This is a genomic window from Acidovorax sp. NCPPB 3576, from assembly GCF_028473605.1.
Classification (GTDB): domain Bacteria; phylum Pseudomonadota; class Gammaproteobacteria; order Burkholderiales; family Burkholderiaceae_C; genus Paracidovorax.
In genome coordinates this window covers 5,122,662-5,142,793 of the sequence record NZ_CP097267.1, presented here as the reverse complement: position 1 = coordinate 5,142,793, position 20,132 = coordinate 5,122,662, and the positions used below count along the sequence as shown (strand labels likewise).

General features: G+C 69.1%; 15 protein-coding genes. 3 read left to right on the top strand and 12 right to left on the bottom strand.

Translation table 11 applies throughout. From position 1 onward, the window contains the following. Nucleotides 1-23: 23 nt before the first annotated feature. On the bottom strand, nt 24-1,367 hold the full coding sequence (locus tag M5C98_RS23375; protein WP_272549910.1) for a D-amino acid dehydrogenase: 1,344 nt from the start codon (nt 1,365-1,367) through the stop codon (nt 24-26). An 88-nt stretch (nt 1,368-1,455) separates the two neighbouring features. Here M5C98_RS23375 and M5C98_RS23370 point away from each other — a divergent pair, with 88 nt between their 5' ends. Beyond that, entirely contained in the window at nt 1,456-2,367 is a 912-nt protein-coding gene (locus M5C98_RS23370) for a LysR family transcriptional regulator ArgP (RefSeq protein WP_272549909.1), read from the top strand. 58 nt (nt 2,368-2,425) lie between these two features. Beyond that, nucleotides 2,426-3,094, top strand: a complete 669-nt coding sequence (locus M5C98_RS23365) for a TetR/AcrR family transcriptional regulator (protein ID WP_272549908.1) — start codon at nt 2,426-2,428, stop codon at nt 3,092-3,094. On the opposite strand, the gene M5C98_RS23360 is transcribed toward M5C98_RS23365, so the two are convergent. The 3 genes from M5C98_RS23360 to M5C98_RS23350 form a co-directional block, all read right to left on the bottom strand. Continuing rightward, nucleotides 3,042-3,464 (bottom strand): universal stress protein, encoded by a 423-nt coding sequence (locus M5C98_RS23360; RefSeq protein WP_272549907.1) that lies wholly within the window; start codon nt 3,462-3,464, stop codon nt 3,042-3,044. The genes M5C98_RS23365 and M5C98_RS23360 overlap by 53 nt on opposite strands. A gap of 125 nt (nt 3,465-3,589) precedes the next feature. Beyond that, nucleotides 3,590-4,435, bottom strand: coding sequence for a metallophosphoesterase (locus tag M5C98_RS23355; RefSeq protein WP_272549906.1), 846 nt, complete (start codon nt 4,433-4,435; stop codon nt 3,590-3,592). Between the two features lie 33 nt (nt 4,436-4,468). Further along, on the bottom strand, nt 4,469-5,437 hold the full coding sequence (locus M5C98_RS23350; protein WP_272549905.1) for a LysR family transcriptional regulator: 969 nt from the start codon (nt 5,435-5,437) through the stop codon (nt 4,469-4,471). Nucleotides 5,438-5,563: 126 nt separating this feature from the next. On the opposite strand from M5C98_RS23350, the gene M5C98_RS23345 reads away from it, so the two are divergent. Beyond that, nucleotides 5,564-6,004, top strand: a complete 441-nt coding sequence (locus M5C98_RS23345) for a hypothetical protein (RefSeq protein ID WP_272549904.1) — start codon at nt 5,564-5,566, stop codon at nt 6,002-6,004. Nucleotides 6,005-6,067: 63 nt separating this feature from the next. Here M5C98_RS23345 and M5C98_RS23340 read toward each other — a convergent pair whose 3' ends face one another. The 8 genes from M5C98_RS23340 to M5C98_RS23305 form a co-directional block, all read right to left on the bottom strand. Further along, on the bottom strand, nt 6,068-9,193 hold the full coding sequence (locus M5C98_RS23340) for an efflux RND transporter permease subunit (protein WP_272549903.1): 3,126 nt from the start codon (nt 9,191-9,193) through the stop codon (nt 6,068-6,070). Next, on the bottom strand, nt 9,190-12,342 hold the full coding sequence (locus M5C98_RS23335) for an efflux RND transporter permease subunit (protein WP_272549902.1): 3,153 nt from the start codon (nt 12,340-12,342) through the stop codon (nt 9,190-9,192). The genes M5C98_RS23340 and M5C98_RS23335 overlap by 4 nt, the downstream gene beginning before the upstream one ends. 52 nt (nt 12,343-12,394) lie before the next feature. After that, nucleotides 12,395-13,690 carry an efflux RND transporter periplasmic adaptor subunit gene (locus M5C98_RS23330; protein ID WP_272549900.1) on the bottom strand — a complete coding sequence of 432 codons (1,296 nt, stop codon included), beginning with the start codon at nt 13,688-13,690 and terminating at the stop codon, nt 12,395-12,397. Nucleotides 13,691-14,019: 329 nt separating this feature from the next. Further along, nucleotides 14,020-15,882, bottom strand: a complete 1,863-nt coding sequence (locus M5C98_RS23325) for a phosphoenolpyruvate carboxykinase (GTP) (protein WP_272549898.1) — start codon at nt 15,880-15,882, stop codon at nt 14,020-14,022. Nucleotides 15,883-16,128: 246 nt separating this feature from the next. Continuing rightward, nucleotides 16,129-16,836: a 7-cyano-7-deazaguanine synthase QueC gene (gene queC, locus M5C98_RS23320; RefSeq protein WP_272549896.1), complete on the bottom strand. Its 708-nt coding sequence runs from the start codon at nt 16,834-16,836 to the stop codon at nt 16,129-16,131. Nucleotides 16,837-16,911: 75 nt separating this feature from the next. Further along, entirely contained in the window at nt 16,912-17,067 is a 156-nt protein-coding gene (locus M5C98_RS23315) for a hypothetical protein (protein ID WP_272549895.1), read from the bottom strand. Nucleotides 17,068-17,148: 81 nt separating this feature from the next. Then, nucleotides 17,149-18,750, bottom strand: coding sequence for a glucan biosynthesis protein (locus M5C98_RS23310; protein ID WP_272549894.1), 1,602 nt, complete (start codon nt 18,748-18,750; stop codon nt 17,149-17,151). 129 nt (nt 18,751-18,879) lie between these two features. Then, nucleotides 18,880-20,079 carry a threonine ammonia-lyase gene (locus tag M5C98_RS23305; RefSeq protein WP_272549892.1) on the bottom strand — a complete coding sequence of 400 codons (1,200 nt, stop codon included), beginning with the start codon at nt 20,077-20,079 and terminating at the stop codon, nt 18,880-18,882. Nucleotides 20,080-20,132: the final 53 nt, after the last annotated feature.

Genomic DNA, 20,132 nt, shown 5'->3' with positions numbered 1-20,132 from the left:
GCGCCTTGCACCGGCCCGCCCCGTCAGGCGGCGGCTGGAGCGGCTGCGGTGGCGTCCGCCGCCGTGCCCTGGCCCAGGAAACCGAAGGCCATGGCCGGCCGCTCGCCGCTGATCAGCTCGGCCACCGCCTTGCCGGAGCCGGCGCCGTGCGTCCAGCCCAATGTGCCGTGGCCCGCGTTGACCCACAGCTTGCCCACGCGCGTGCGGCCGATGAACGGAATGTTGGTGGGCGTGGCCGGGCGCAGGCCGGTCCAATACTGCGGATTGCCGCCTTCCTCGGGCGTGCGGGTGTCGCACACGCCGGGCAGGATGGCCTCGATGCGGCGCGACAGCATGTGGCAGCGCGCGCGGGCCAGGGGGCTGTCCAGCGACAGGTCGTAGCCGCCCAGCTCGATGGTGCCGGCCACGCGCAGCACGTTGCCCAGGCGGCTCATGGCGATCTTCTTGCCGTCGTCGATGGTCGAGACCAGCGGCGCGCCCTCGGGCCGCAGCAGCGGGAAGGTCGCGCTGTAGCCCTTGCCGGGGTAGATCGGCAGGTCCACGCCCACGGTGCGCAGCAGCGGGGCGCTGTAGGTGCCGCAGGCGACGACGATCGCATCGGCGGTGAGGTTTTGGTCTTTTTGGCCTCCAGCGCTAGTGTTTCTTGCGCGGACGGCTACGGATTCGATAGCGCCACCGGCCTGGTTCAGGCGCACCACGTCGTGGCCGTAGAGGAACTGCACGCCGCGCTCGGCGCAGCGGCGCGCGAGTTCCTGCGTGAACAGGCGGGCGTCGCCGCTTTCGTCGGTGCTGGTGTAGGTGCCGCCGGTGATGTGGTCGCCATAGGCGCGGAAGGCCGGCTCGATCTGCAGCAGCTCGTCGCGGCTGACCAGGCGGCGCTGCACGCCGTGCCGGCGCATCACCTCGACCGCGTGGCCGGCGGCGTCGAACGATTTCTGGTCGGTGTAGAAGTGGGCGATGCCGCGCTCCAGCCGGTGGTATTCGATGCCGGTGGCACGCACCACGTCCTTCAGGGCGGCATGGCTGTAGGCGCCCAGGGCCACGATCTGCTGCACGTTGCGCTCGAACGCCGCATCGTTGCACTGCGCCAGGAATTTCAGGCCCCAGCGCCACTGGTCCCAGTCGAGCTGCGGGCGAAACAGCAGCGGCGCCTCCTTGTCGAACATCCACTTGAGCGCCTTGAGCGGCGCATCGCGGTTGGCCCAGGGCTCGCAGTAGCTCACCGAGATCTGGCCCGCGTTGGCGAAGCTCGTCTCCAGCGCCGCGCCGGGCTGGCGGTCCACGACGGTGACTTCATGGCCGCGCTCGAGCAGATGCCAGGCGGTGCTGATGCCGATGATGCCGGCACCCAAGACGATGGTTTTCATGGGCCGGAGTGTGGATCGCGTTGCGGCGAATTAAAAGCAAAATTAAACTTCATCCAAATTCATCAGAACCTCTAATGCACGCACGCCCATGAGCAGCTTCGATCCCGCCGCACTGGAATGCCTGGCCGCCATCGTGGAGGAGGGCGGTTTCGAGCGCGCCGCCCAGCGCCTGAACGTCACGCAGTCGGCTGTCTCGCAGCGGCTGCGCGCCCTGGAGGCGCAGGTGGGCTCGGTGCTCATCGTGCGCAGCCGGCCGCTCAAGCCCACCACCGCCGGCCAGTTGCTGCTCAAGCACACCAAGCAGTTGCGCCTGCTGCGCGCCGACCTGGAACGCGACCTGCAGGAGCTGGCCCCGAGCGCCCCCGGCGGCGCGCGCGAGGACGAGCGCATCTCGATCGCCATCAACGCCGACAGCATCGCCACCTGGGCGCTGGAGGCGCTGCACGATCTGGTGCGCCAGCGCCTGCCGGTGGAGATCATCGTGGACGACCAGGATTTCACGCAGGAATGGCTGCGCTCGGGCCAGGTGCTGGGCTGCGTGACCACGCTCAAGCAGGCGCTGCGCGGCTGCAAGGTCGTGCCGCTCGGGGCCATGCACTACGTGGCGGTGGCCTCGCCGGCGCTCGCGGCGCGCTACCTGCCGCACGGGCTCACGCCGCACAACTTCCGCGACGTGCCGTTCCTGTCGTTCAACCGCAAGGACGACATGCAGGCCGAGTTCGTGATGCGCGCCTTCGGCCTCAAGCGCGTGGCGCTGCACCACCTGTTCGTGCCCAGCTCCGAAGGCCAGGTGCGCGCCGCCACCGCCGGCTGGGGCGCGGGCGTGGTGCCCGAGCTGCTGGTGCGCAGCGCGCTGGCCGATGGCAGCCTGGTGGACCTGGCGCCCGGCCATTCGCTGCCGATCCAGCTGTACTGGCATTGCTGGAACCTCGAATCCGAAGTGCTGGATGCGCTGTCCGAGGCGCTGACCCGCACCGCGGCCCGCATGCTGGCGGTGTAGATATCCCCCGGGCCCGACCCGGTATCGGCCGCCACGGCCGGTCGCTAAGATGCGCCGAATGAATACGCCCCCGCCCCGCCCCTCCTTCAAGGCGCAAATGCACCAGGCACGGGAAGAGGCCATCGTGGCGGCTGCGGGCCGCCTGCTCGGTGAAAAAGGCTTCGAGGCCATGACGCTGGACGACGTGGCCGCTGAAGTCGGCGTGGCCAAGGCCAGCCTGTACAAGCACTTCGCCGGCAAGGACGACCTGTGCGCTGCCGCCATGGTGTATGCCGTGGACCGGCTGCAAGGGTTTTTGCAGAACGTGCCGCCCGGCCAATCCGCCATCGAACGGCTGCAGGCGCTGCTGCGCTGGATGCTGTCGCTGCAACTGAGCGACGAGATGCCCCTGCTGCTGAGCCGCAACTCCGGCCTGGCCGGGCCGCTGCGCGACTGCGCGCGCTATCAGGCGTCGCTGCAGACCGCCAGCGCGCTGATCACCACCTGGATCGTGGAAGCCCAGGAGGCCGGCCAGCTGAACGCCCAATGGCCGCCGGACGTGGTGCTGTGGGCGCTGCTGGCCCGTTCGGCCGACCCGCTGCCCGCCATGCTGCGGGCCACCGGCCAGTACAGCGATGCGCGCATCCTCGACTGGGCGGTGGAAACCTGCTTCGGCGGCTTGGCCGCGCAAGCGATCAGCGCACCAGCAGCACGGGCACCTGGCTGTTCGCCAGCACCTGGGTACTGACCGAGCCCATCACCAGCTTGCCGAGCGCCCCGTGGCCGTGCGAGCCCATCACGAGCAGATCGAACTTGCCGGTGTCCGCCACCTTGCCGAGGGTTTCGCCGATGGGGCCGGTCTTCACGATGCGCTGCGCAGCCACGCCGTGGCGCGCGAGGAACTTGACCACCGGGCCGATGATTTTCTCGGCCTCTTCGGCGTGGTACTTTTCGACCGTTTCCTTGCCCAGTGCGGCCCGCGCGCGGGGCGGCAGGGAAGGCTGCACGGTGACCACGGTGTAGTCGTGCGTGCCGGCCAGCAGTTCCTCGTGGGTGGCGAGGTAGGCGAGCATTTTCTTGGTGTACGGGCTGCCGTCGACAGCGAGGAGGATTTTCATGAAGACGTCTCCGAAAGAGGAGGGACCAGACTAATCTGCGCGTGCGCCTGTTGTCTTGACCTGCGTCATCTTTGTATGCCCTGCGCGGCGAGAGCGCCGGCGTGGAGGCCGGCACCTGCGCACGATCATACGGTGGCGGTGAAATGCGGCGAGAAGGTGTCCTGCTCGCCCTTGCGGGCATAGCCCAGCGGGTTGGCCACCACGCGGCAGCGCCAGGGCGTGCCATCGGCCCGCGCGCCCTGCACCGTGTAGTCGCTCGGCGAATGCAGGTGGCCGTGCATCCACAGTCGGGCATGGGGCAGCAGGTCGTCCAGCGCATTGCAGAACCCCGCGGTGCCGGGAATCAACCCGTAGCGCGGGTCGGCGCTTTTCAGGCTCGGGGCGAAGTGCGTCACGGCCACGGTGGGGCCGTCGAACGGGCGCGCGAGCGCATCGCGCAGCCAGGCCTGGCAGGCCAGGGACTGCTCCCGCATCGGCTCGGCCAGGAAGGGCTCGCCGCTGCGGGTGCCGCCGGTCTTGCGCAGGTAGAAGTTGGCGGCGCGAAAGGCCTTCTCGCGCTGGCGCAGGCGGCGTGCGAGGTCGGTGCTGCCCTCGTCCTCGGCGAGCGCATCGAAGTCGCTCCAGAGCGTGGTGCCGACGAAGCGCACGCCCTCCAGCACCACGCTTTCGCGCTCCAGCCAGATCAGGCCCAGGCGGTCGCACACCTGGCGCAGGCGCTGCTGGGCGGCGTCGAAGTCCTGCATGTCGTATTCATGGTTGCCGGGCACGAACAGCACCGGCGTCGGCCAGCCGGCGAACTGCGGCAGCGGGGAAAAGCGCGCCAGCCCGAAGTCGTCATCGGCCAGCTGCGAGCCGGATTGGTAGGAGCCGATGTCCCCGGCCAGCACGAGCACGTCGGCGCCCGGGGCGGGGCTGGGGGCGAAGGCGGGGTGGGCTTCCAGGTGCAGGTCGGACAGCAGTTGAATCTTCATGCCGCCGATTGTGGAGGCTGGCGCGGGCCGCCGTCAGGCCACGGGCGGGCGCCGGGCCGTGGGCAGGGCCGAGCGCACCATCGCGCCCCGCAGCCAGCGGTGGGCCGCGTCGTGCAGGCGGCGGCGGTGCCACAGCGCATCGACGTGCACCGTGGGCAGCGGCATGGGCAGCGGGCGCCACACCAGTTCGCCGGCGATGCTGGCCACCCCCACGAAATGGCGCGGCAGCACGGTGAGCAGGTCGGTGGTGGTCACCACGCGGCCGGCGGTGAAGAACTGGTTCACCGTGAGCACGATGCGCCGCTCGCGGCCCAGCGCGGTGAGCGCCTCGTCGATGAAGCCGTAGGGCTTGCCGGAAAAGCTCACCAGCAGGTGGCGCGCGTTGCAGTACAGATCGAGCGTCATCGGCACCTGGGCGAGCGGGTGGCCGTGGCGCATCACGCACACGTACTCGCCGTCGTACAGGCGCACGCTTTCGAAGGCCACCACGCTGTCGGTCTGGGCGCGGGCGGTCAGGTCGGCCATCACCGCGGGGAAGTAGCCCACGGCCATGTCGGCGGATTCGTCGTCCAGCATGCTGCGCGGGTCGCGCGTGGTGAGCGGCACCACGCGCACCGACACCCCGGGCGCTTCGCGCTCGATGATCTCCACCAGCGGCGGGATCAGCGTGGCGCCCGTGGCGTCGGCCATGGCCAGCACGAACGTGGAGCTGGCGGTGGCCGGGTCGAAATCGCCCGGCGCCAGCGACTGTTGCAATTGCGCCAAGGCCTGCCGCACCGGCGGCCACAGCGTGAGGGCCCGCGGCGTGGGTTGCACGCCCTGCCCGCTGCGCACCACCAGATCGTCGCCCAGCACTTCGCGCAGGCGCCGCAGCGCGTTGCTCACGGCGGGCTGGGTGAGCGACAGCTTGTAGGCGGCGCGGGTGAGATTGCGTTCGGTCATCACCTCATCGAACACGCGCAGCAGGTTCAGGTCGAGCGAGCGGAAATTGAGGGGCTGCATGTTGAACCATCACTTCAATGAATGACTGAGATTCAAAATATAAAGTGGAACAGCCATGGGGTAAACCCTAAGATTCGTTCATTCGCCCGGCAATTTCGCCAAAAGCGTCTGAAAAGGGTCCTCATCATGGCAAATTTTGTACACATCGAATACCGCACCGAACATCCCGGCGTGCAGCGCGCAGAGCGCTTCGCCGCTTCCCTGAAGGGCGCTGCCGCCAGCCTGGACGGCGCACGGGGCGCATCCTCCCTCCTGCTGGCCGCCGTCGTGGCCGCCGTGCTGGTGGTCGCCAACCAAGTGGTCGACAGCCGCGCTGAAGGCCACATGCTCGCCGCCTGGATGGTCATGTGGGTGATCGCCTTCGCCGCGCTGGCCCTGCTGGCCGGCCCTGCCCGCCGCACCAGCGCCGTGTTGCGCTCCGGCTACAAGGCCTGGACCGAAGCCCGCCGCCGCGAAGCCGAAGACGAAAAGACCTGGAACGCTGCACTGTACGACGCCCGCATCATGGCCGACCTGAGCCGTGCCATGAACGGCATCGCAGTGGACAACATCCGCCGCTACTACTGAGATCGGCGGCCGGACCGGCCGCAAAGTCTCCCCATCAAGGGCGCCTCACCAGGCGCCCTTTTTTCATGGCGCTTCAAAGCGCGGGTGCGCGCGCTCGCCCCTTGCCAGCCACCGCTGGCGCCAGCGTTCCAGTCCGTAGTAGATGACGGGGGTGGTGTACAGCGTGAGCAACTGGCTGACCGCCAGCCCCCCCATGATGGCCAGGCCCAGCGGCCGCCGCAGCTCGGAGCCTTCGCCTGTGCCGAGCACCAGGGGCAGCGCGCCGAGCAGGCCGGCGAGGTTGGTCATCAGGATCGGGCGCAGCCGCAGCGCCGCCGCGCGGCGGATCGCCTGCTGCGGCGTGAGCCCTTCGCGGCGCTGGGCGTCGAGCGCGAAGTCGATCATCAGGATGGCGTTCTTCATGACCACGCCAATGAGCAGGAACAGCCCCAGCAGCGCCATGAGGCTGAACGGGGTGTTGGTCAGCCACAACGCCAGGAGCGCGCCCACGCCTGCGGGCGGGACGGTGGAGAGGATCGTGAGCGGGTGCACCAGGCTCTCGTACAGCACGCCCAGCACCAGGTACACGGCCAGCACCACGCCCAGGATGAGCCAGGGCTGCGAGCGCACCGCGCTGGCCCGTGCCGCGTCTTCACCGGACGGCGCCAGGTGCACCGAGGCGGGCAGCATGACGCGCGCCATCACGGCGTTGAGGGCGCGCTGTCCCTGCTCCTGCGTCACGCCGGGGGCCAGGCTGTAGCCGATGTACATCGACGCGAACAGCGCGTCGTGCCACACCTGGTCCTCCGCCAGCCCGTAGCGCCACGTGGCAAAGGCGGTGAGCGGCACGCGCGATCCGCTCGGCGTGAGCACCTGCATCTGCGCCAGCGATTGCGGCTGCGACGTGAAGCGCGGGTCCACCTCCATCACCACGCGGTACTGGTTGAGCCGGTCGTACAGCGTGGTCACCTGGCGCTGGGCGTAGGAGTTGTTCAGCACGGACGCCACGGCTTGCATATCCACCCCCAGGCGCTGCGCGGCCTCGCGGTCGATGTCCACCACCACCTGTTGCGCGCCGCCGTCGCTCACGGCCTGCACGTCGGTGAACTCCGGTGCCTCGCCCATCGCCAGCGACACCTTGCGGGCCCAGGTGCGCAGCGCCCGGACCTCGCCCGAGCGCAGGATGACCGCCGTATCGGCCTCGCCGAACGACACGCCGCCGATCTGGATGTCCTGCTCGATGCTGGGGCTCAGTACCCCGCCCGGCACGGCCGGCGCCTTCTCGCGAAGCCGGTTGACCACGGCCTGCGTCGGCTCGCCGCCACGCTCCGCCAGGGGTTTGAGGCTGACGATGAAGAAGCTGTTGGCGATGCTGCCGCTGCCGCCGCTGGTGCCGGCCACGTGGGCCACGGCCGGGTCGGCCAGCAGCAGGCGGCGGTAGGCCTCGATCTTGGGCTGCATGACCTGGAACGAAAAGCCATCGTCGCCGCGGATGAAAGCGTGGACGATGCCGGTGTCCTGACGCGGCATCATGATCTTGGGCAGCGACTGGTAGAGCCACACGTTCACGCCCACCACGGCCAGGAAGGCGAGCAGCACCACGCCGCCGTGGCGCAGCGCCCAGCCCAGGCTGCGGTCGTAGCCGTGGCGCAGGTCGGCCAGCATCGCGGCGCTGGCGGCCCCCACGCGAGCGGTCCAGGCATGCCGCGCCTGTGCCTGGCGTGCGCTGCGCTGCCCGCGCAGGCCATAGGCGCACAGCACGGGCGTGAGCGTCAGGGACACCACCAGCGAGATCACCACCGCCGCCGCCAGCGTGATGGAGAACTCGCGGAACAGCCGCTGCACCACGCCGCCCATGAACAGGATCGAGACGAAGACCACCACGAGGGCGAGGGTCATCGCCACCAGCGTGAAACCCACCTCGCCCGCGCCGCGCAGCGCGGCGCGCAACGGCGTCATGCCGCGTTCGATGTAGCGCTCCACGTTCTCCAGCACCACGATCGCGTCGTCCACCACCAGGCCGGCCGCCACGATGAGGGCCATGAGCGACAGGTTGTTGAGCGAAAAGCCCGCCAGGTACATCACCGTGAACGTGCCGATGAGCGACACCGGGATCGCCACGGTGGGAATGAGCGCCGTACGCAGCCGCCCGAGAAAGGCCGCCACCACGGCCACCACCAGCGCCACCGACAGAGCGAGCGTGAGATGCGCCTCGCGCAGCGTGGCCCGGATGCCCTGCGAACGCTCGACGACGATGTCCAGCCGCGCTCTCGCAGGCACCAGCGTGCGCAGGTAGGGCAACTGCGCTCGGATCGCGTCTACGGTCGCCACCGTATTGGCGCCGGGCTGGCGCCGCACCTGCAGGATGACGGCATCGCGCTCGTTGTGGAAGCCGCTGCTGTAGCGGTTCTCGGTGGAGTCGGTCACCCGCGCCACGTCGGACAGGCGCACCGGGGCGTTCTCGGCCCAGCGCACCACGAGCGACTCGTAGTCGGCCGCGCGGGCCGGTGCGCCATCCAGCGCCAGGGGCCAGTGGCGGGCGCCTTCTTCCACCGCGCCCAGGGGCTGCACCGAGCCGGCCCGCACGATGGCCGACCGCACCTCGTCCAGCGACAGCCCCTGGTGCGCCAGGGCGCCCGGATCGAGTTGCACCCGCACCGCCGGCAGCGAGGCGCCCCCGACCGAGACATCGGACACACCCGGCACCTGCGCGATCTTCTGCGCCAGGATCGTGGAGGCGGCGTCGTACAGCGCCGAGGGCGCCAGGTCCGGCGACGACAGCGCCAGCACCACGATGGGACGCTGGGACGACTGGATCTTGCGGAAGGTCGGGTTGCCCTTCATGCCCGCAGGCAACTGGCTGCGCACTGCGTTGATCGCCGCCTGTACGTCGCGCGCGGCCGCATCCAGGTCGCGGCCCAGCACGAACTCGAGCTTCACTTCCGTCGTGCCCTGGTTGCTGCTGGACGAGATGGCCGCCACGCCGGCAATCGCACCGAGGGCGCGCTCCAGCGGGGCGGCCACGGTGGCGGCCATGCTTTCGGGGCTGCCGCCGGGCAGGCTGGCGCTCACGCGGATGACGGGGTAGTCCACCTGCGGCAGCGCCGCCACCGGCAGCAGCCGCCAGGCCAGCAGGCCCATCAGCACCAGCGCCAGCGACAGCAGCGAGGTGGCCACCGGGCGGCGGATGCACAGGCGCGCCAGGTTCATGGCCCGCTGCCCGCCGTGCCGTCCTGCCAGGCCGCACGGCGGCGCGAAAGCCGCTGGCCCAGCCGGTCGAAATACAGATACACCACGGGGGTGGTGAAGAGCGTGAGCACCTGGCTGACCACCAGCCCGCCCACCATCACGATGCCCAGCGGCTGGCGCAACTCCGCGCCCGAGCCCCGTGCGAGCATAAGGGGCAACGCGCCCACCAGGGCGGCCAGCGTCGTCATGAGGATGGGGCGCAGGCGCAGCAGCGCGGCACGCCGGATGGCCTCGTGCGCGGGCAGCCCGAGGCGGCGCTGCGCATCCAGAGCGAAGTCCACCATCATGATCCCGTTCTTCTTCACCAGGCCGATGAGCAGCACGATGCCGATCACCGCGATCAGGTCCAGCGGGCGGCCGCTGACGAGCAGCGCCAGCAGCGCGCCGACGGTGGCCGAGGGCAGCGTGGAGAGGATGGTGATGGGGTGGATGGTGCTTTCGTAGAGCACCCCGAGCACGATGTACATGGTGACCACCGCGGCCAACACCAGCCACAGCGTGTTGGACAGCGATGCGCGGAACGCCTCGGCCGCGCCCTGAAAGCGCGTCTCGATCTGGGGCGGCAGGCCGGTGGCCGCAAGCTCCCGTTCGATGGCCGCCACGGCCGCCCCGAGCGAGTGGCCCGCGCCCAGGTTGAACGACACCGTGGCCGCCGGAAACTGGCCCTGCTGCAGGACCTGCAGCGGCGCGGGCTGCTGGGTGATGCGCGCCACGGCCGCCAGCGGCACGCTGCGCCCGGACGGCGTGGACACGAACGTGGTCTGCAACGCATCCAGCCCGCGTGCGTGGCGCGGATCGACCTCCAGCACCACTCTGTACTGGCTGGCCTGGGTGAACAGCGTGGCGATCTGCCGCTGCGCATAGGCGTTCTGCAAGGCGGTGGCGATGTCGGCCACGGTGAGGCCCAGGCGCGCAGCGGCGTCGCGGTCCACCTCCACATGCGCCTGCCGGCCCTGTTGTTGCAGATCGCTGGCCACATCCGCCAGTTCGGCGCGGGCGCGCAACCGCTCCACCAGACGTGGCACCCAGGTGTCGAGCAATGACGGGTCCGGCGTGGTGAGGGTGAACAGGTACTGCGTGCGGCTCACGCGGTCTTCGATGGAGAGTTCCTGCACCGGCTGGAACCAGGCTGTGATGCCGCCCACCTGGCGCGCGCGGGCGCGCAGGCTGTCCAGGATGGCGCGGGCACTGGCCTGCCGTTCTCCATGGGCGCGCAGGTTGATGAGCATGCGCCCGTTGGAGAGCGAGGCATTGCTGCCGTCCACCCCCACGAAGGACGAAAGGCTCGCCACATCCGGCTCCTGCAGCAGTGCGTCGGCCAGCGCCTGCTGGCGCTGCGACACCACGGTGAACGAGCTGTCGGGCGCCACCTCGGTCACCACCTGGACCACCCCGCTGTCCTGCACCGGAAAGAATCCCTTGGACACGGCCAGGTAGAGCAGGACGGTGAGGACCAACGTGGCCAGCATCGTCAGGCCCTGGTGCGCGAGCACCGCATCGATCGCGCGGCCATAGCGTTCGAGCACGCGGTCCATGAAGCCCGTGCCCTTGCCCTCGCCGGGCGGCGCGTGCAGGGGGGCCTTGAGCAGCCGAGCGCTCATCATCGGCGTGAGCGTGAGCGATACCAGCAGCGAGATCCCGATGGCCACGGCCAGCGTGAGCGCGAACTCGTGGAACAGCCGCCCGACCACGTCGCGCATGAACAGCAGCGGAATCAGCACGGCCACCAGCGACACGGTGAGCGAGACCAGGGTGAACCCGATCTCCGACGCGCCCTTGAGCGCTGCCTGAAGCGGCGGCAGGCCCTGCTCTCGGTGGCGCGCGATGTTCTCCAGCATGACGATGGCATCGTCCACCACGAAGCCCGTGGCGATGGTGAGCGCCATCAGACTCAGGTTGTTGACCGAAAAGCCCAGCAGATACATCACGCCGAAGGTGCCCACCAGCGACAGCGGCACCACCACGCCCGGAATGAAAGTGGCCGTGGCGCTGCGCAGGAACAGGAAGGTCACCAGCACGACCAGACCCACCGCGAACACCAGCTCGAGTTGCACGTCGCGCACCGAGGCGCGGATGCTCTGCGTGCGGTCGGTGAGCAGTGCCACGTCCACGGCGGCGGGCAGGGTGGCGGTGAGTTGGGGCAGCAGGGCGCGCACCCGGTCGGCGACGTCGATCACGTTGGCACCCGGTTGCCGCTGCACGTTGAGCAGCACGGCCGGCTGTCGATCGGCCCATGCGGCCAGAAAGCGATCTTCCGGGCCGGATTCGACGGTGGCCACGTCGCCCAGGCGGATCGGGGCGCCCGGCGGGGCGGTGCCTGTGCCGGCGACGGTCGGGGTGGACGCCACCGTCCCGGTAGGGGTGCGCCAGGCGACGATGAGCCGGCGGTAGGCGTCCGGCGAGGTGATCTGGTCGTTCGCATCCAGCAAGGTGGTGCGGTAGGGGCCGTCGAAGCTGCCCTTGGGCTGGTTGGCATTGGCGCCCGCGATCGCCCGGCGCACGTCTTCCATGCCCAGTTGCTGCGCCGCCAGCGCCGTGGGGTTCACCCGCACGCGCAGGGCCGGGCGCTGACCGCCTGCCAGGCTCACCAGACCCACGCCCGACAGCTGCGCGAGCTTTTGCGCCATGCGCGTTTCCACGAGATCGTGCACTTCGTGCAGCGGCAGGCTCGTCGAGGTGATGGCCAGCGTGAGGATGGGCGCGTCGGCCGGGTTCACCTTCCGGTAGATCGGCGGTGCGGGCAGGTCGGCGGGCAGCAGGCTGGCCGCGGTATTGAGCGCGGACTGCACGTTCTGCTCGCCCACGGCCAGGTCCGCGTCCAGCATGAACTGCAGCGTGATGACCGAGGCGCCGCTGGAGCTGGTGGACGACATCTGCCGCAGGCCCGGGATCTGCCCGAGCCGGCGCTCCAGCGGTGCGGTGATGGCGCGGGCCGTGACATCCGGGCTGGCGCCGGGCTGGAAGGTGAACACCTGGATGACGGGGTAGTCCACCTGCGGCAGCGCCGCCACCGGCAGCAGGCGCCAGGCGATCGCCCCCGCGATGAGCAGCGCCAGCATGAGCAGCAGCGTCGCCACCGGCCGCAGGATGAACGGGCGCGAGAGATTCATGGCAGCGGCGGCACCAGGGCGGCGGTCGGGTGGGCGTTGCGGGCTATCGCCATCAGCGCGCCGCGCTCGCTGCTGTGGAAGCGGTGGCGGATGCGGCAGACGCGGCTCGCCCGGCGCTGGAGGCCGCCCCGGCCTGCGCTTTCGCGCGTTGCTGCAACTGCTGCGCGGTTTGCGGAGGCTCGCCATCCACCACCTGCGCCACATCGATGCCATCGCGAAGGCGGTCCAGCCCCTCCAGCACGACCGATTCGCCTTCGGCCAGGCCTTGCGTCACCACCAGGCGCTCGCCGTCGCTGGTACCCAGGGCCACGCGGCGCAGCACGGCCTTGCCGTCCCGCACCGTGTACACGTAGGGACCCTGGCTGCCGTGCTGAACCGCATCGGCCGGCACGACGAGGGCGTTCTCCAGCGTGCGCACCTTCAGCCGCACGTTGACGAACTGGTTGGGAAAGAGCGCGTCGTCGGCATTGTCGAACTGGGCCTTGAGTCGCAAGGTGCCGGTGGCGGTGTCGATCTGGTTGTCCAGCGTGGTCAGCCGGCCGGTTGCCAGCAGGGCGGCTTCGGCGCGGTCCCAGGCCTGCACGACCAGGGGCCGGGCGCCGCGTGCGCCGGCGCGCACGGCCGGCAGCTGGGTTTCGGGAATGGCGAACAGCACCGTGATGGGGTGCGTCTGGGTGATGGACACCAGGCCCTGGGCATCGGCCGTCGCGACCAGATTGCCCGCATCGACCCGCCGCATGCCCAGGCGGCCGGCCACCGGGGCCTCGATCCGCGTGTACGACAGCTGCAACTGGGCTTCCTGCACCTGGGCGCGCACGTTCGCCAGGCTGCCGCGCAGTTGGGCCACCAGGGCTTCCTGTGTTTCCAGCTGCTGCCGCGCGATGGAGTCCTGCTGCAGCAGCGTGCGGTAGCGCGCCACGTCGCGCTCCGCGCTTTGCAGTTGGGCCTGCATCTGCTGCTGCAGGCCTTCGGCCTGTGCCAGCTTCACGCGAAAGGGCGCGGCGTCGATCTCGGCCAGCACCTGGCCCCGCCGCACCTCCTGGCCTTCCTGGAACAGCACGCGCGCCAGCTGGCCGTCCACGCGGCTGCGCACGGTCACGCTTTGCAGGGCGGTCACGGTGCCGATGGCCTTGATCTGCTCGTCCATGGCCTGCCGCTGCACACCCACGAGGCGCACTGGAATGGGGCCGCTCCAGGGACTGGGCCCCGTTTCCTGCAGCGCAGGCTGGCGCCACACGAGGTACCACGCCACCCAGGCCAGCAATACCAGCAGCACGCAGCCCAGCAGCCGCAGCCAGAGACGGCGTGTGGATGCCGCCGGCATCCGCTCAGAAACCATTTCAACCATGTCGGGCCCGTCGAGGGGAGAAGAGTGCCAGCGCCGCGGGCGCAGGAAGCCGGTGCGCCACCCGGCGAACCGGACGGTGCAGCGGCATTGTCGGCCCCATGCGAAGACGGGGCGGTGGGGCCGTGTGCTGGGCGGCGCCCGGTCAGGGTTGGCCGCCTGCGAATTTAGCCGAAAGAACGGGCTAAATGATAATGACTTTTAATTGGAAGGTGATCTGCGACACCACGAAAAAGCGCCCAGGCCGCCGTGCGGACTGGGCGCTTGGGGTCGAACGGCGCATTCGGTGGCATGGCGCCACCGAACCCCGTGCGTGCCCGTGCTTGAAGGGATCAGCCAGCCAGGCGCTTTTCCAGCGCGGCCTTGGTGTCCAGCAACGCGGCAGGCAGGTGATAGGCCAGTTGGTCGAAGTGCGCCGTGTGCAGCTTCAGCTCGTCCGCCCAGGCGGCGGAGTCGATGCGGGTAACGGTGTCGAACTGGGCCGGCGTGAATTCGATGCCCGACCAGTTGATCTCGCCGTACTGGGGCGCGGTGCCGATCGGCGTGTCCTGGCCGCTGGCCTGGCCTTCGATGCGGTCGATCATCCACTTGAGCACGCGCATGTTGTCACCGTAGCCGGGCCAGACGAACTTGCCATCGTCGCCCTTGCGGAACCAGTTGGTGGTGTAGATTTTCGGTTGTTGTGCGCCGGCGGCGGCGATCTTCTCGCCCATGTTCAGCCAGTGCTGGAAGTAGTCGCTCATGTTGTAGCCCATGAAGGGCAGCATGGCGAACGGGTCGCGGCGCACCACGCCCTGCTGGCCGGCAGCGGCGGCAGTGGTCTCGGAGCCCATGGTGGCCGCCATGTACACGCCTTCCGTCCAGTTGCGGGCTTCGGTCACCAGCGGCACGGTGGTGGAGCGGCGGCCGCCGAAGATGAACGCGTCGATCTTCACGCCCTTGGGGTCGTCCCAGGCTTCGTCCAGCGCGGGGTTGTTGGTGGCGGCCACGGTGAAGCGCGCGTTGGGATGGGCGGCCTTGGCGCCGGTTTCCTTGGCGATCTGGGGCGTCCAGTCCTTGCCTTGCCAGTCGATCAGGTGGTCGGGCAGCTTGCCGGTGTCCTTTTCCATGCCTTCCCACCAAACGTCGCCGTCGTCGGTCAGCGCGACGTTCGTGAAGATCACGTTCTTGTCCAGGCTGGCCATGCAGTTGGGGTTGGTGTGATAGTTCGTGCCCGGGGCCACGCCGAAATAGCCGGCCTCGGGGTTGATGGCGCGCAGGCTGCCGTCGGCCTGGGGCTTGATCCAGGCGATGTCGTCGCCGATGGTGGTGACCTTCCAGCCCTCGAAGGCCTTGGGCGGCACCAGCATCGAGAAGTTGGTCTTGCCGCAGGCGCTCGGGAAGGCAGCGGCCACGTGGTACTTCTTGCCTTCGGGGTTGGACACGCCCAGGATCAGCATGTGCTCGGCCAGCCAGCCCTGGTCACGGCCCATGGTGGAGGCGATGCGCAGTGCGAAGCACTTCTTGCCCAGCAGCGCGTTGCCGCCGTAGCCCGAGCCATACGACCAGATCTCGCGCGTTTCGGGGTAGTGCACGATGTACTTGGTCTTGTTGCAAGGCCAGGACACGTCCTTCTGGCCGGCTTCCAGCGGAGCGCCCACGGTGTGCACGCAGGGAACGAAGTCGCCTTCCACACCCAGCACGTCGTACACGGCACGGCCCATGCGGGTCATGATCTTCATGTTCACGGCGACGTAGGGGCTGTCGGACAGTTCGATGCCGATGTGGGCGATGGGCGAGCCCAGCGGGCCCATGCTGAACGGCACCACGTACATGGTGCGGCCCTTCATGCAACCGTCGAACAGGGGCTGCAGCGTGGCGCGCATCTCGGCTGGGGCCATCCAGTTGTTGGTGGGGCCAGCGTCTTCCTTCTGGGCGGAGCAGATGTAGGTGCGGTCTTCCACACGGGCGACGTCGCTCGGGTCGGACCAGGCGAGGTAGCTGCCGGGGCGCTTGGCAGGGTTGAGCTTCTGGAAGGTGCCGGCATCGACCAGTTGCTGGCACAGGCGGTCGTACTCTTCCTGGGAGCCGTCGCACCAGTAGATGGCGTCGGGCTTGCAGAGGACCGCCATGTCGGCGACCCAGGCGAGCAGGCGGGCGTTTTTGACGTATGCGGGGGCTTGGAGATCCAGGCCTTGCATGGTGGGTGCGTTCATGGGGAGCTTCCTGAAGTTGAAAAACGGTCTTTTCAAAGGAAGCTGCCGACAAGCGGCGCAACGCGGGGGCCTGCGCATGGGTCTTCTGAGCGCTGCCTTTGAAAAAACGGCTGGATGCTCAGTCGGCGGGCGGGGAGTGCGGCGAAAGCTGCAGGGTCCGCGGGTCGGCTGGGATGACGATTTTATGAATCCCGCCCGCCCGTGTCTGTCAGACAACGGGTAAATCCATGCAAAAAAAGCATGGGATTATGCGATGCGTGCTGCTGCCCAGCGCTCGAACCCCGTCCGCCGCAACTCGCAGGCGGGGCAGGTGCCGCAACCGTAGCCCCAGGCGTGCAGCGTCTCGCGCACCCCGTGGTAGCAGGTGTGCGAGCGCTGCACGATCAGGTCCACCAGCGCATCTCCGCCCAACTGGCGAGCCATCTCCCAGGTGTCGGCCTTGTCGATCCACATGAGCGGCGTCTCGAAGGTGAAGCGCTGTCCCATGCCCAGCGATACCGCCACCTGCAATGCCTTGAGCGTGTCGTCCCGGCAGTCGGGGTAGCCGGAAAAGTCGGTCTCGCACATGCCGCCCACCAGGGTATGCAACCCGCGCCGGTAGCCCACCGCGGCAGCGAGCTGGAAGAACAGCAGATTGCGGCCGGGCACGAACGTGTTGGGCAGCCCCGCTTCGGTCATCTGGATGGCGGTGTCCCGCGTCAGCGCGGTGTCGCTGATCTGGCCCAGCACCGCGAGATCGACCATGTGGTCCTCCCCCATGCGGCCGGCCCATTGCGGAAATTCGGCGCGCAGGCTGGTCAGTACCTCCTGGCGCGCCTGCAACTCCACATGGTGCCGCTGGCCGTAGTCGAAGCCGATGGTTTCCACCCGCTCGAAGTGCGTCAGTGCCCAGGCCAGGCAGGTGGTGGAGTCTTGTCCACCGGAAAAAAGGACCAGTGCGTGGCCGGCTCTCATGGTGCGTTCCTTTGAAGGACGTGGGCGTAAAAAAGCCCCGCGGCGCGGGGCTCTGCGTGAGGGGAGTCGGGGCGCTCAGGCCATGTAGATGGCGATGAAGGCCAGCAGGAACATCAGCACACCGCCCACCACGGGCAGCACGATGGGCATCAGCGGCACCACGGCCTCGACGCCATCGGGGGCATGGTGGTGTTCGCCAACGTGCGGGGTGGTGGTCGTGTCGTGGGCCATGGGGTCTCCTGGTGGCTGCCTGAAAAGTGATGAAATTCTAGCGGCAGCCGCCGGGCGGCCGCCACAGGGTTTCGACGGGTGTCACACCAGCTTGCGGTCCGCAGGGGCCGGCGGCACCCACTGGTAGAGCCAGGTTTCGGTGATCGGCTCCTTGCCCACGCGCAGGAACAGGCGGATGGTGATGGGCTCGGTGCTGTCGTCCTCGGGCCGGATGTCGAACATCGCGCGCCAGCCGTTCACGGCGTCCAGCGGGCGGGCGGACGTGATCTCGACCTTGCCACGGCTCACCGTGATCACGGGCTCCACCTTGGCGTCCCGGCCGAGCGCCACGAGGTTCTCGCCCGCGAAATCGACCGCGAAACGCCACGAAAAGTACTTGCGCGGCTGGCCCACCACGCCGCCCAGGCCCGTGCGCGTGGCCACGCAGCTGGCCAGCGCGGGCTTGGCCGGTGGGTGCGCGCCCCAGTACAGGCGGTAGCCCACCAGCAGCTCTTCGCCCGCCTTCGGCTTGCGCTCGGGGTTCCAGAAGGCCACGATGTTGTCGAAGGTCTCGTCGATGGTCGGAATCTCCACCAGCTGGATCGAACCCGCGCCCCAGTCGGCCTTGGGCTCCACCCACAGCGAGGGCCGGCGCTCGTAGAACACGCCGTCGTCCTGGTAGTGGTCGAAGTTGCGGTCGCGCTGCAGCAGGCCGAACCCGCGCGGGTTCTGGTCGGCAAAGGCGTTGAACTGCAGGTTCGGCGGATTGGTGAGCGGGCGCCACACCCATTCGCCGTTGCCGCGCCACATGGACAGGCCGTCGGAGTCGTGGATTTCCGCCCGCCAGTCATTGGCCATGCGGCGGTCGTTCTCGCCGTGCTGGAACATGCTGGTGCAGGGTGCGATGCCGATGCGCTCGATTTCCTTGCGCGGGTACAGCGCGGCGTCGATCTCCATCACCTGCGTGTCGCCCGGCGTGATCGCGAAGCGGTAGGCGCCGGCCACGCTGGGGGAATCGAGCAGGGCGAGCACGACCACGGTGTTGGAGCCCGGGGCCGGCCGCTCCAGGTAGAACGCGGTGAAGTCGGGAAACTCTTCCGGCCGCTGCATGCCGGTGTCGATGGCCAGGCCCCGGGCCGACAGGCCGTACTGCCACTCGCCGCCCACGGCGCGGAAGTAGCTGGCGCCCAGGAAGGCCGCCACGTCGCGCACGGGGTCGGTGTGGAAGTTCAGGCGAAAGCCCGCAAAGCCCAGGTCGGCGGGCAGGTCGCCGGCCTTGAGGCCGCTCTTGCCGTAGTCGAACATGGCCGGGTCATAGGCCAGTTCCTGCGCCTGGCCGTTGGCCAGTTCGTACATGTGCACGGGCTTCTTGAAAAACAGGCCCAGGTGGAAGAATTTGGCCTGGAAGCGCAGCTTCTCGTCGGCCCACAGGGAGTGGTCTGGCCGGAACTGCATGGACTGGTACTGGTCCCAGTCGAGCGACGTGACCGAGGGAGGCAGGGTGCCCTGGTACGGTGCGTAGGCCTTGGCGGCGAGGGCGCGGGCCTGGCCCTTGAGCGCGGCGAAATCGAAGGGCTGCGGCTTGCCCAGGGGCTTGAGCGTGGCGAAGGCCTGCGTCCAGTTCAGGCCGAGGGTCCCGGCCGAGGCCAGGGCGGCGCCTTGGCCGAGGGTGCGCAGGAAGTGGCGTCGTTTTGGTTGCTGCATGGGCCAGCAGTGTGCCGAAAACCGTGCGCCCTCCCATGCAACGCCGTGTATTTGGCGGGGAATTTCGGCAAAAAACCGCGTTTCTCCTACAAAAAACCGGCGGCCCGGAGCAGAGGCCTTTTCGGCGCCTCAGATGAGGTCCGCCTCCATGTGGGCTGCGCGCAATTGCTCCAGCACCTGCTGCACGTGGACCTTGCCGCGCGTCTGCAGCACCAGTTCGATCTCCACGTTCTGGGCCGCCAGCATGGTGAAGGCCCGCTGGTGGTGCACTTCCTCGATGTTGGCGCCGGCTTCGGCCACGGTGGCGGTGATGCGCGCCAGCACGCCCGGGATGTCGCGCGCGCTGACCTTGATGCGGGCCAGCCGCCCGGAGCGCACCATGCCGCGCTCGATGATGGCCGCCAGCAGCAGCGGGTCGATGTTGCCCCCGCACAGCACCAGGCCCACCTTCTTGCCCTTGAAGCGCTCCGGGTAGCGCACGAGCGCCGCCAGTCCTGCCGCGCCCGCGCCCTCGACCAGCGTCTTTTCGATCTCCAGCAGCATGAGCACGGCCTGCTCGATGTCGCCCTCCTGCACCAGCACCAGGTCGTCCACCAGCCGCGCGATCACCTCGCGCGTGAGCGTGCCCGGGGTGCCCACCGCAATGCCTTCGGCGATGGTGGAGGTGCCCTGCGGGTGCTGCGTGCCCTTGATGGCATTGACCATGGCCGGGAAACGCGCGGTCTGCACGCCCACGACCTCGATGCCGGGGCGGATCGCCTTGGCGGCCGTCGCCACGCCGGAGATCAGTCCGCCGCCGCCCACCGCGATGACCAGGGTGTCCAGGTCGGGCACGGCCTGCAGCATCTCCAGGCCCAGCGTGCCCTGGCCCGCGGCCACGGCTTCGTCGTCGTAGGGGTGCACGAAGGTCAAGCCCCGTTCTTCGGCCATGGCGTAGGCATGGGCGCGGGATTCTTCCAGCGTGTCGCCGTGCAGAACCACCTCGGCGCCGAAGCCGCGCGTGCGTTCCACCTTCACGCCCGGCGTGAAGCGCGGCATCACGATCACGGCGCGCAGCCCCAGGCGCTGCGCGTGGTAGGCCACGCCCTGGGCGTGGTTGCCGGCGCTCATCGCGATCACGCCGCGCTGCTGTTCCTCGGGCGACAGCTGGCTGAGCTTGTTGCAGGCCCCCCGTTCCTTGAAAGATGCGGTGAACTGCAGGTTCTCGAACTTGAGGAACACCTGGGCGCCCACGATCTGCGAGAGCGTCTTGGATTCCACGCACGGCGTGTCGAGCACATGGCCGCGCAGGCGGGCGGCGGCATCCTGGATGGTTTGGAGCGTGAGCATGGCCGCCATTGTGGCGCGTGCCGGACCGCGCACCGGCCATGACAACGCCAACC

What these genes read in the sequence shown, in the direction of transcription:
- M5C98_RS23375 (WP_272549910.1), bottom strand. Translation starts at nt 1,367, where the DNA reads ATGAAAACCATCGTCTTGGGTGCCGGCATCATCGGCATCAGCACCGCC.
- M5C98_RS23370 (WP_272549909.1), top strand. Translation starts at nt 1,456, where the DNA reads ATGAGCAGCTTCGATCCCGCCGCACTGGAATGCCTGGCCGCCATCGTG.
- M5C98_RS23365 (WP_272549908.1), top strand. Translation starts at nt 2,426, where the DNA reads ATGAATACGCCCCCGCCCCGCCCCTCCTTCAAGGCGCAAATGCACCAG.
- M5C98_RS23360 (WP_272549907.1), bottom strand. Translation starts at nt 3,464, where the DNA reads ATGAAAATCCTCCTCGCTGTCGACGGCAGCCCGTACACCAAGAAAATG.
- M5C98_RS23355 (WP_272549906.1), bottom strand. Translation starts at nt 4,435, where the DNA reads ATGAAGATTCAACTGCTGTCCGACCTGCACCTGGAAGCCCACCCCGCC.
- M5C98_RS23350 (WP_272549905.1), bottom strand. Translation starts at nt 5,437, where the DNA reads ATGCAGCCCCTCAATTTCCGCTCGCTCGACCTGAACCTGCTGCGCGTG.
- M5C98_RS23345 (WP_272549904.1), top strand. Translation starts at nt 5,564, where the DNA reads ATGGCAAATTTTGTACACATCGAATACCGCACCGAACATCCCGGCGTG.
- M5C98_RS23340 (WP_272549903.1), bottom strand. Translation starts at nt 9,193, where the DNA reads ATGAACCTGGCGCGCCTGTGCATCCGCCGCCCGGTGGCCACCTCGCTG.
- M5C98_RS23335 (WP_272549902.1), bottom strand. Translation starts at nt 12,342, where the DNA reads ATGAATCTCTCGCGCCCGTTCATCCTGCGGCCGGTGGCGACGCTGCTG.
- M5C98_RS23330 (WP_272549900.1), bottom strand. Translation starts at nt 13,690, where the DNA reads ATGGTTGAAATGGTTTCTGAGCGGATGCCGGCGGCATCCACACGCCGT.
- M5C98_RS23325 (WP_272549898.1), bottom strand. Translation starts at nt 15,882, where the DNA reads ATGAACGCACCCACCATGCAAGGCCTGGATCTCCAAGCCCCCGCATAC.
- queC (WP_272549896.1), bottom strand. Translation starts at nt 16,836, where the DNA reads ATGAGAGCCGGCCACGCACTGGTCCTTTTTTCCGGTGGACAAGACTCC.
- M5C98_RS23315 (WP_272549895.1), bottom strand. Translation starts at nt 17,067, where the DNA reads ATGGCCCACGACACGACCACCACCCCGCACGTTGGCGAACACCACCAT.
- M5C98_RS23310 (WP_272549894.1), bottom strand. Translation starts at nt 18,750, where the DNA reads ATGCAGCAACCAAAACGACGCCACTTCCTGCGCACCCTCGGCCAAGGC.
- M5C98_RS23305 (WP_272549892.1), bottom strand. Translation starts at nt 20,079, where the DNA reads ATGCTCACGCTCCAAACCATCCAGGATGCCGCCGCCCGCCTGCGCGGC.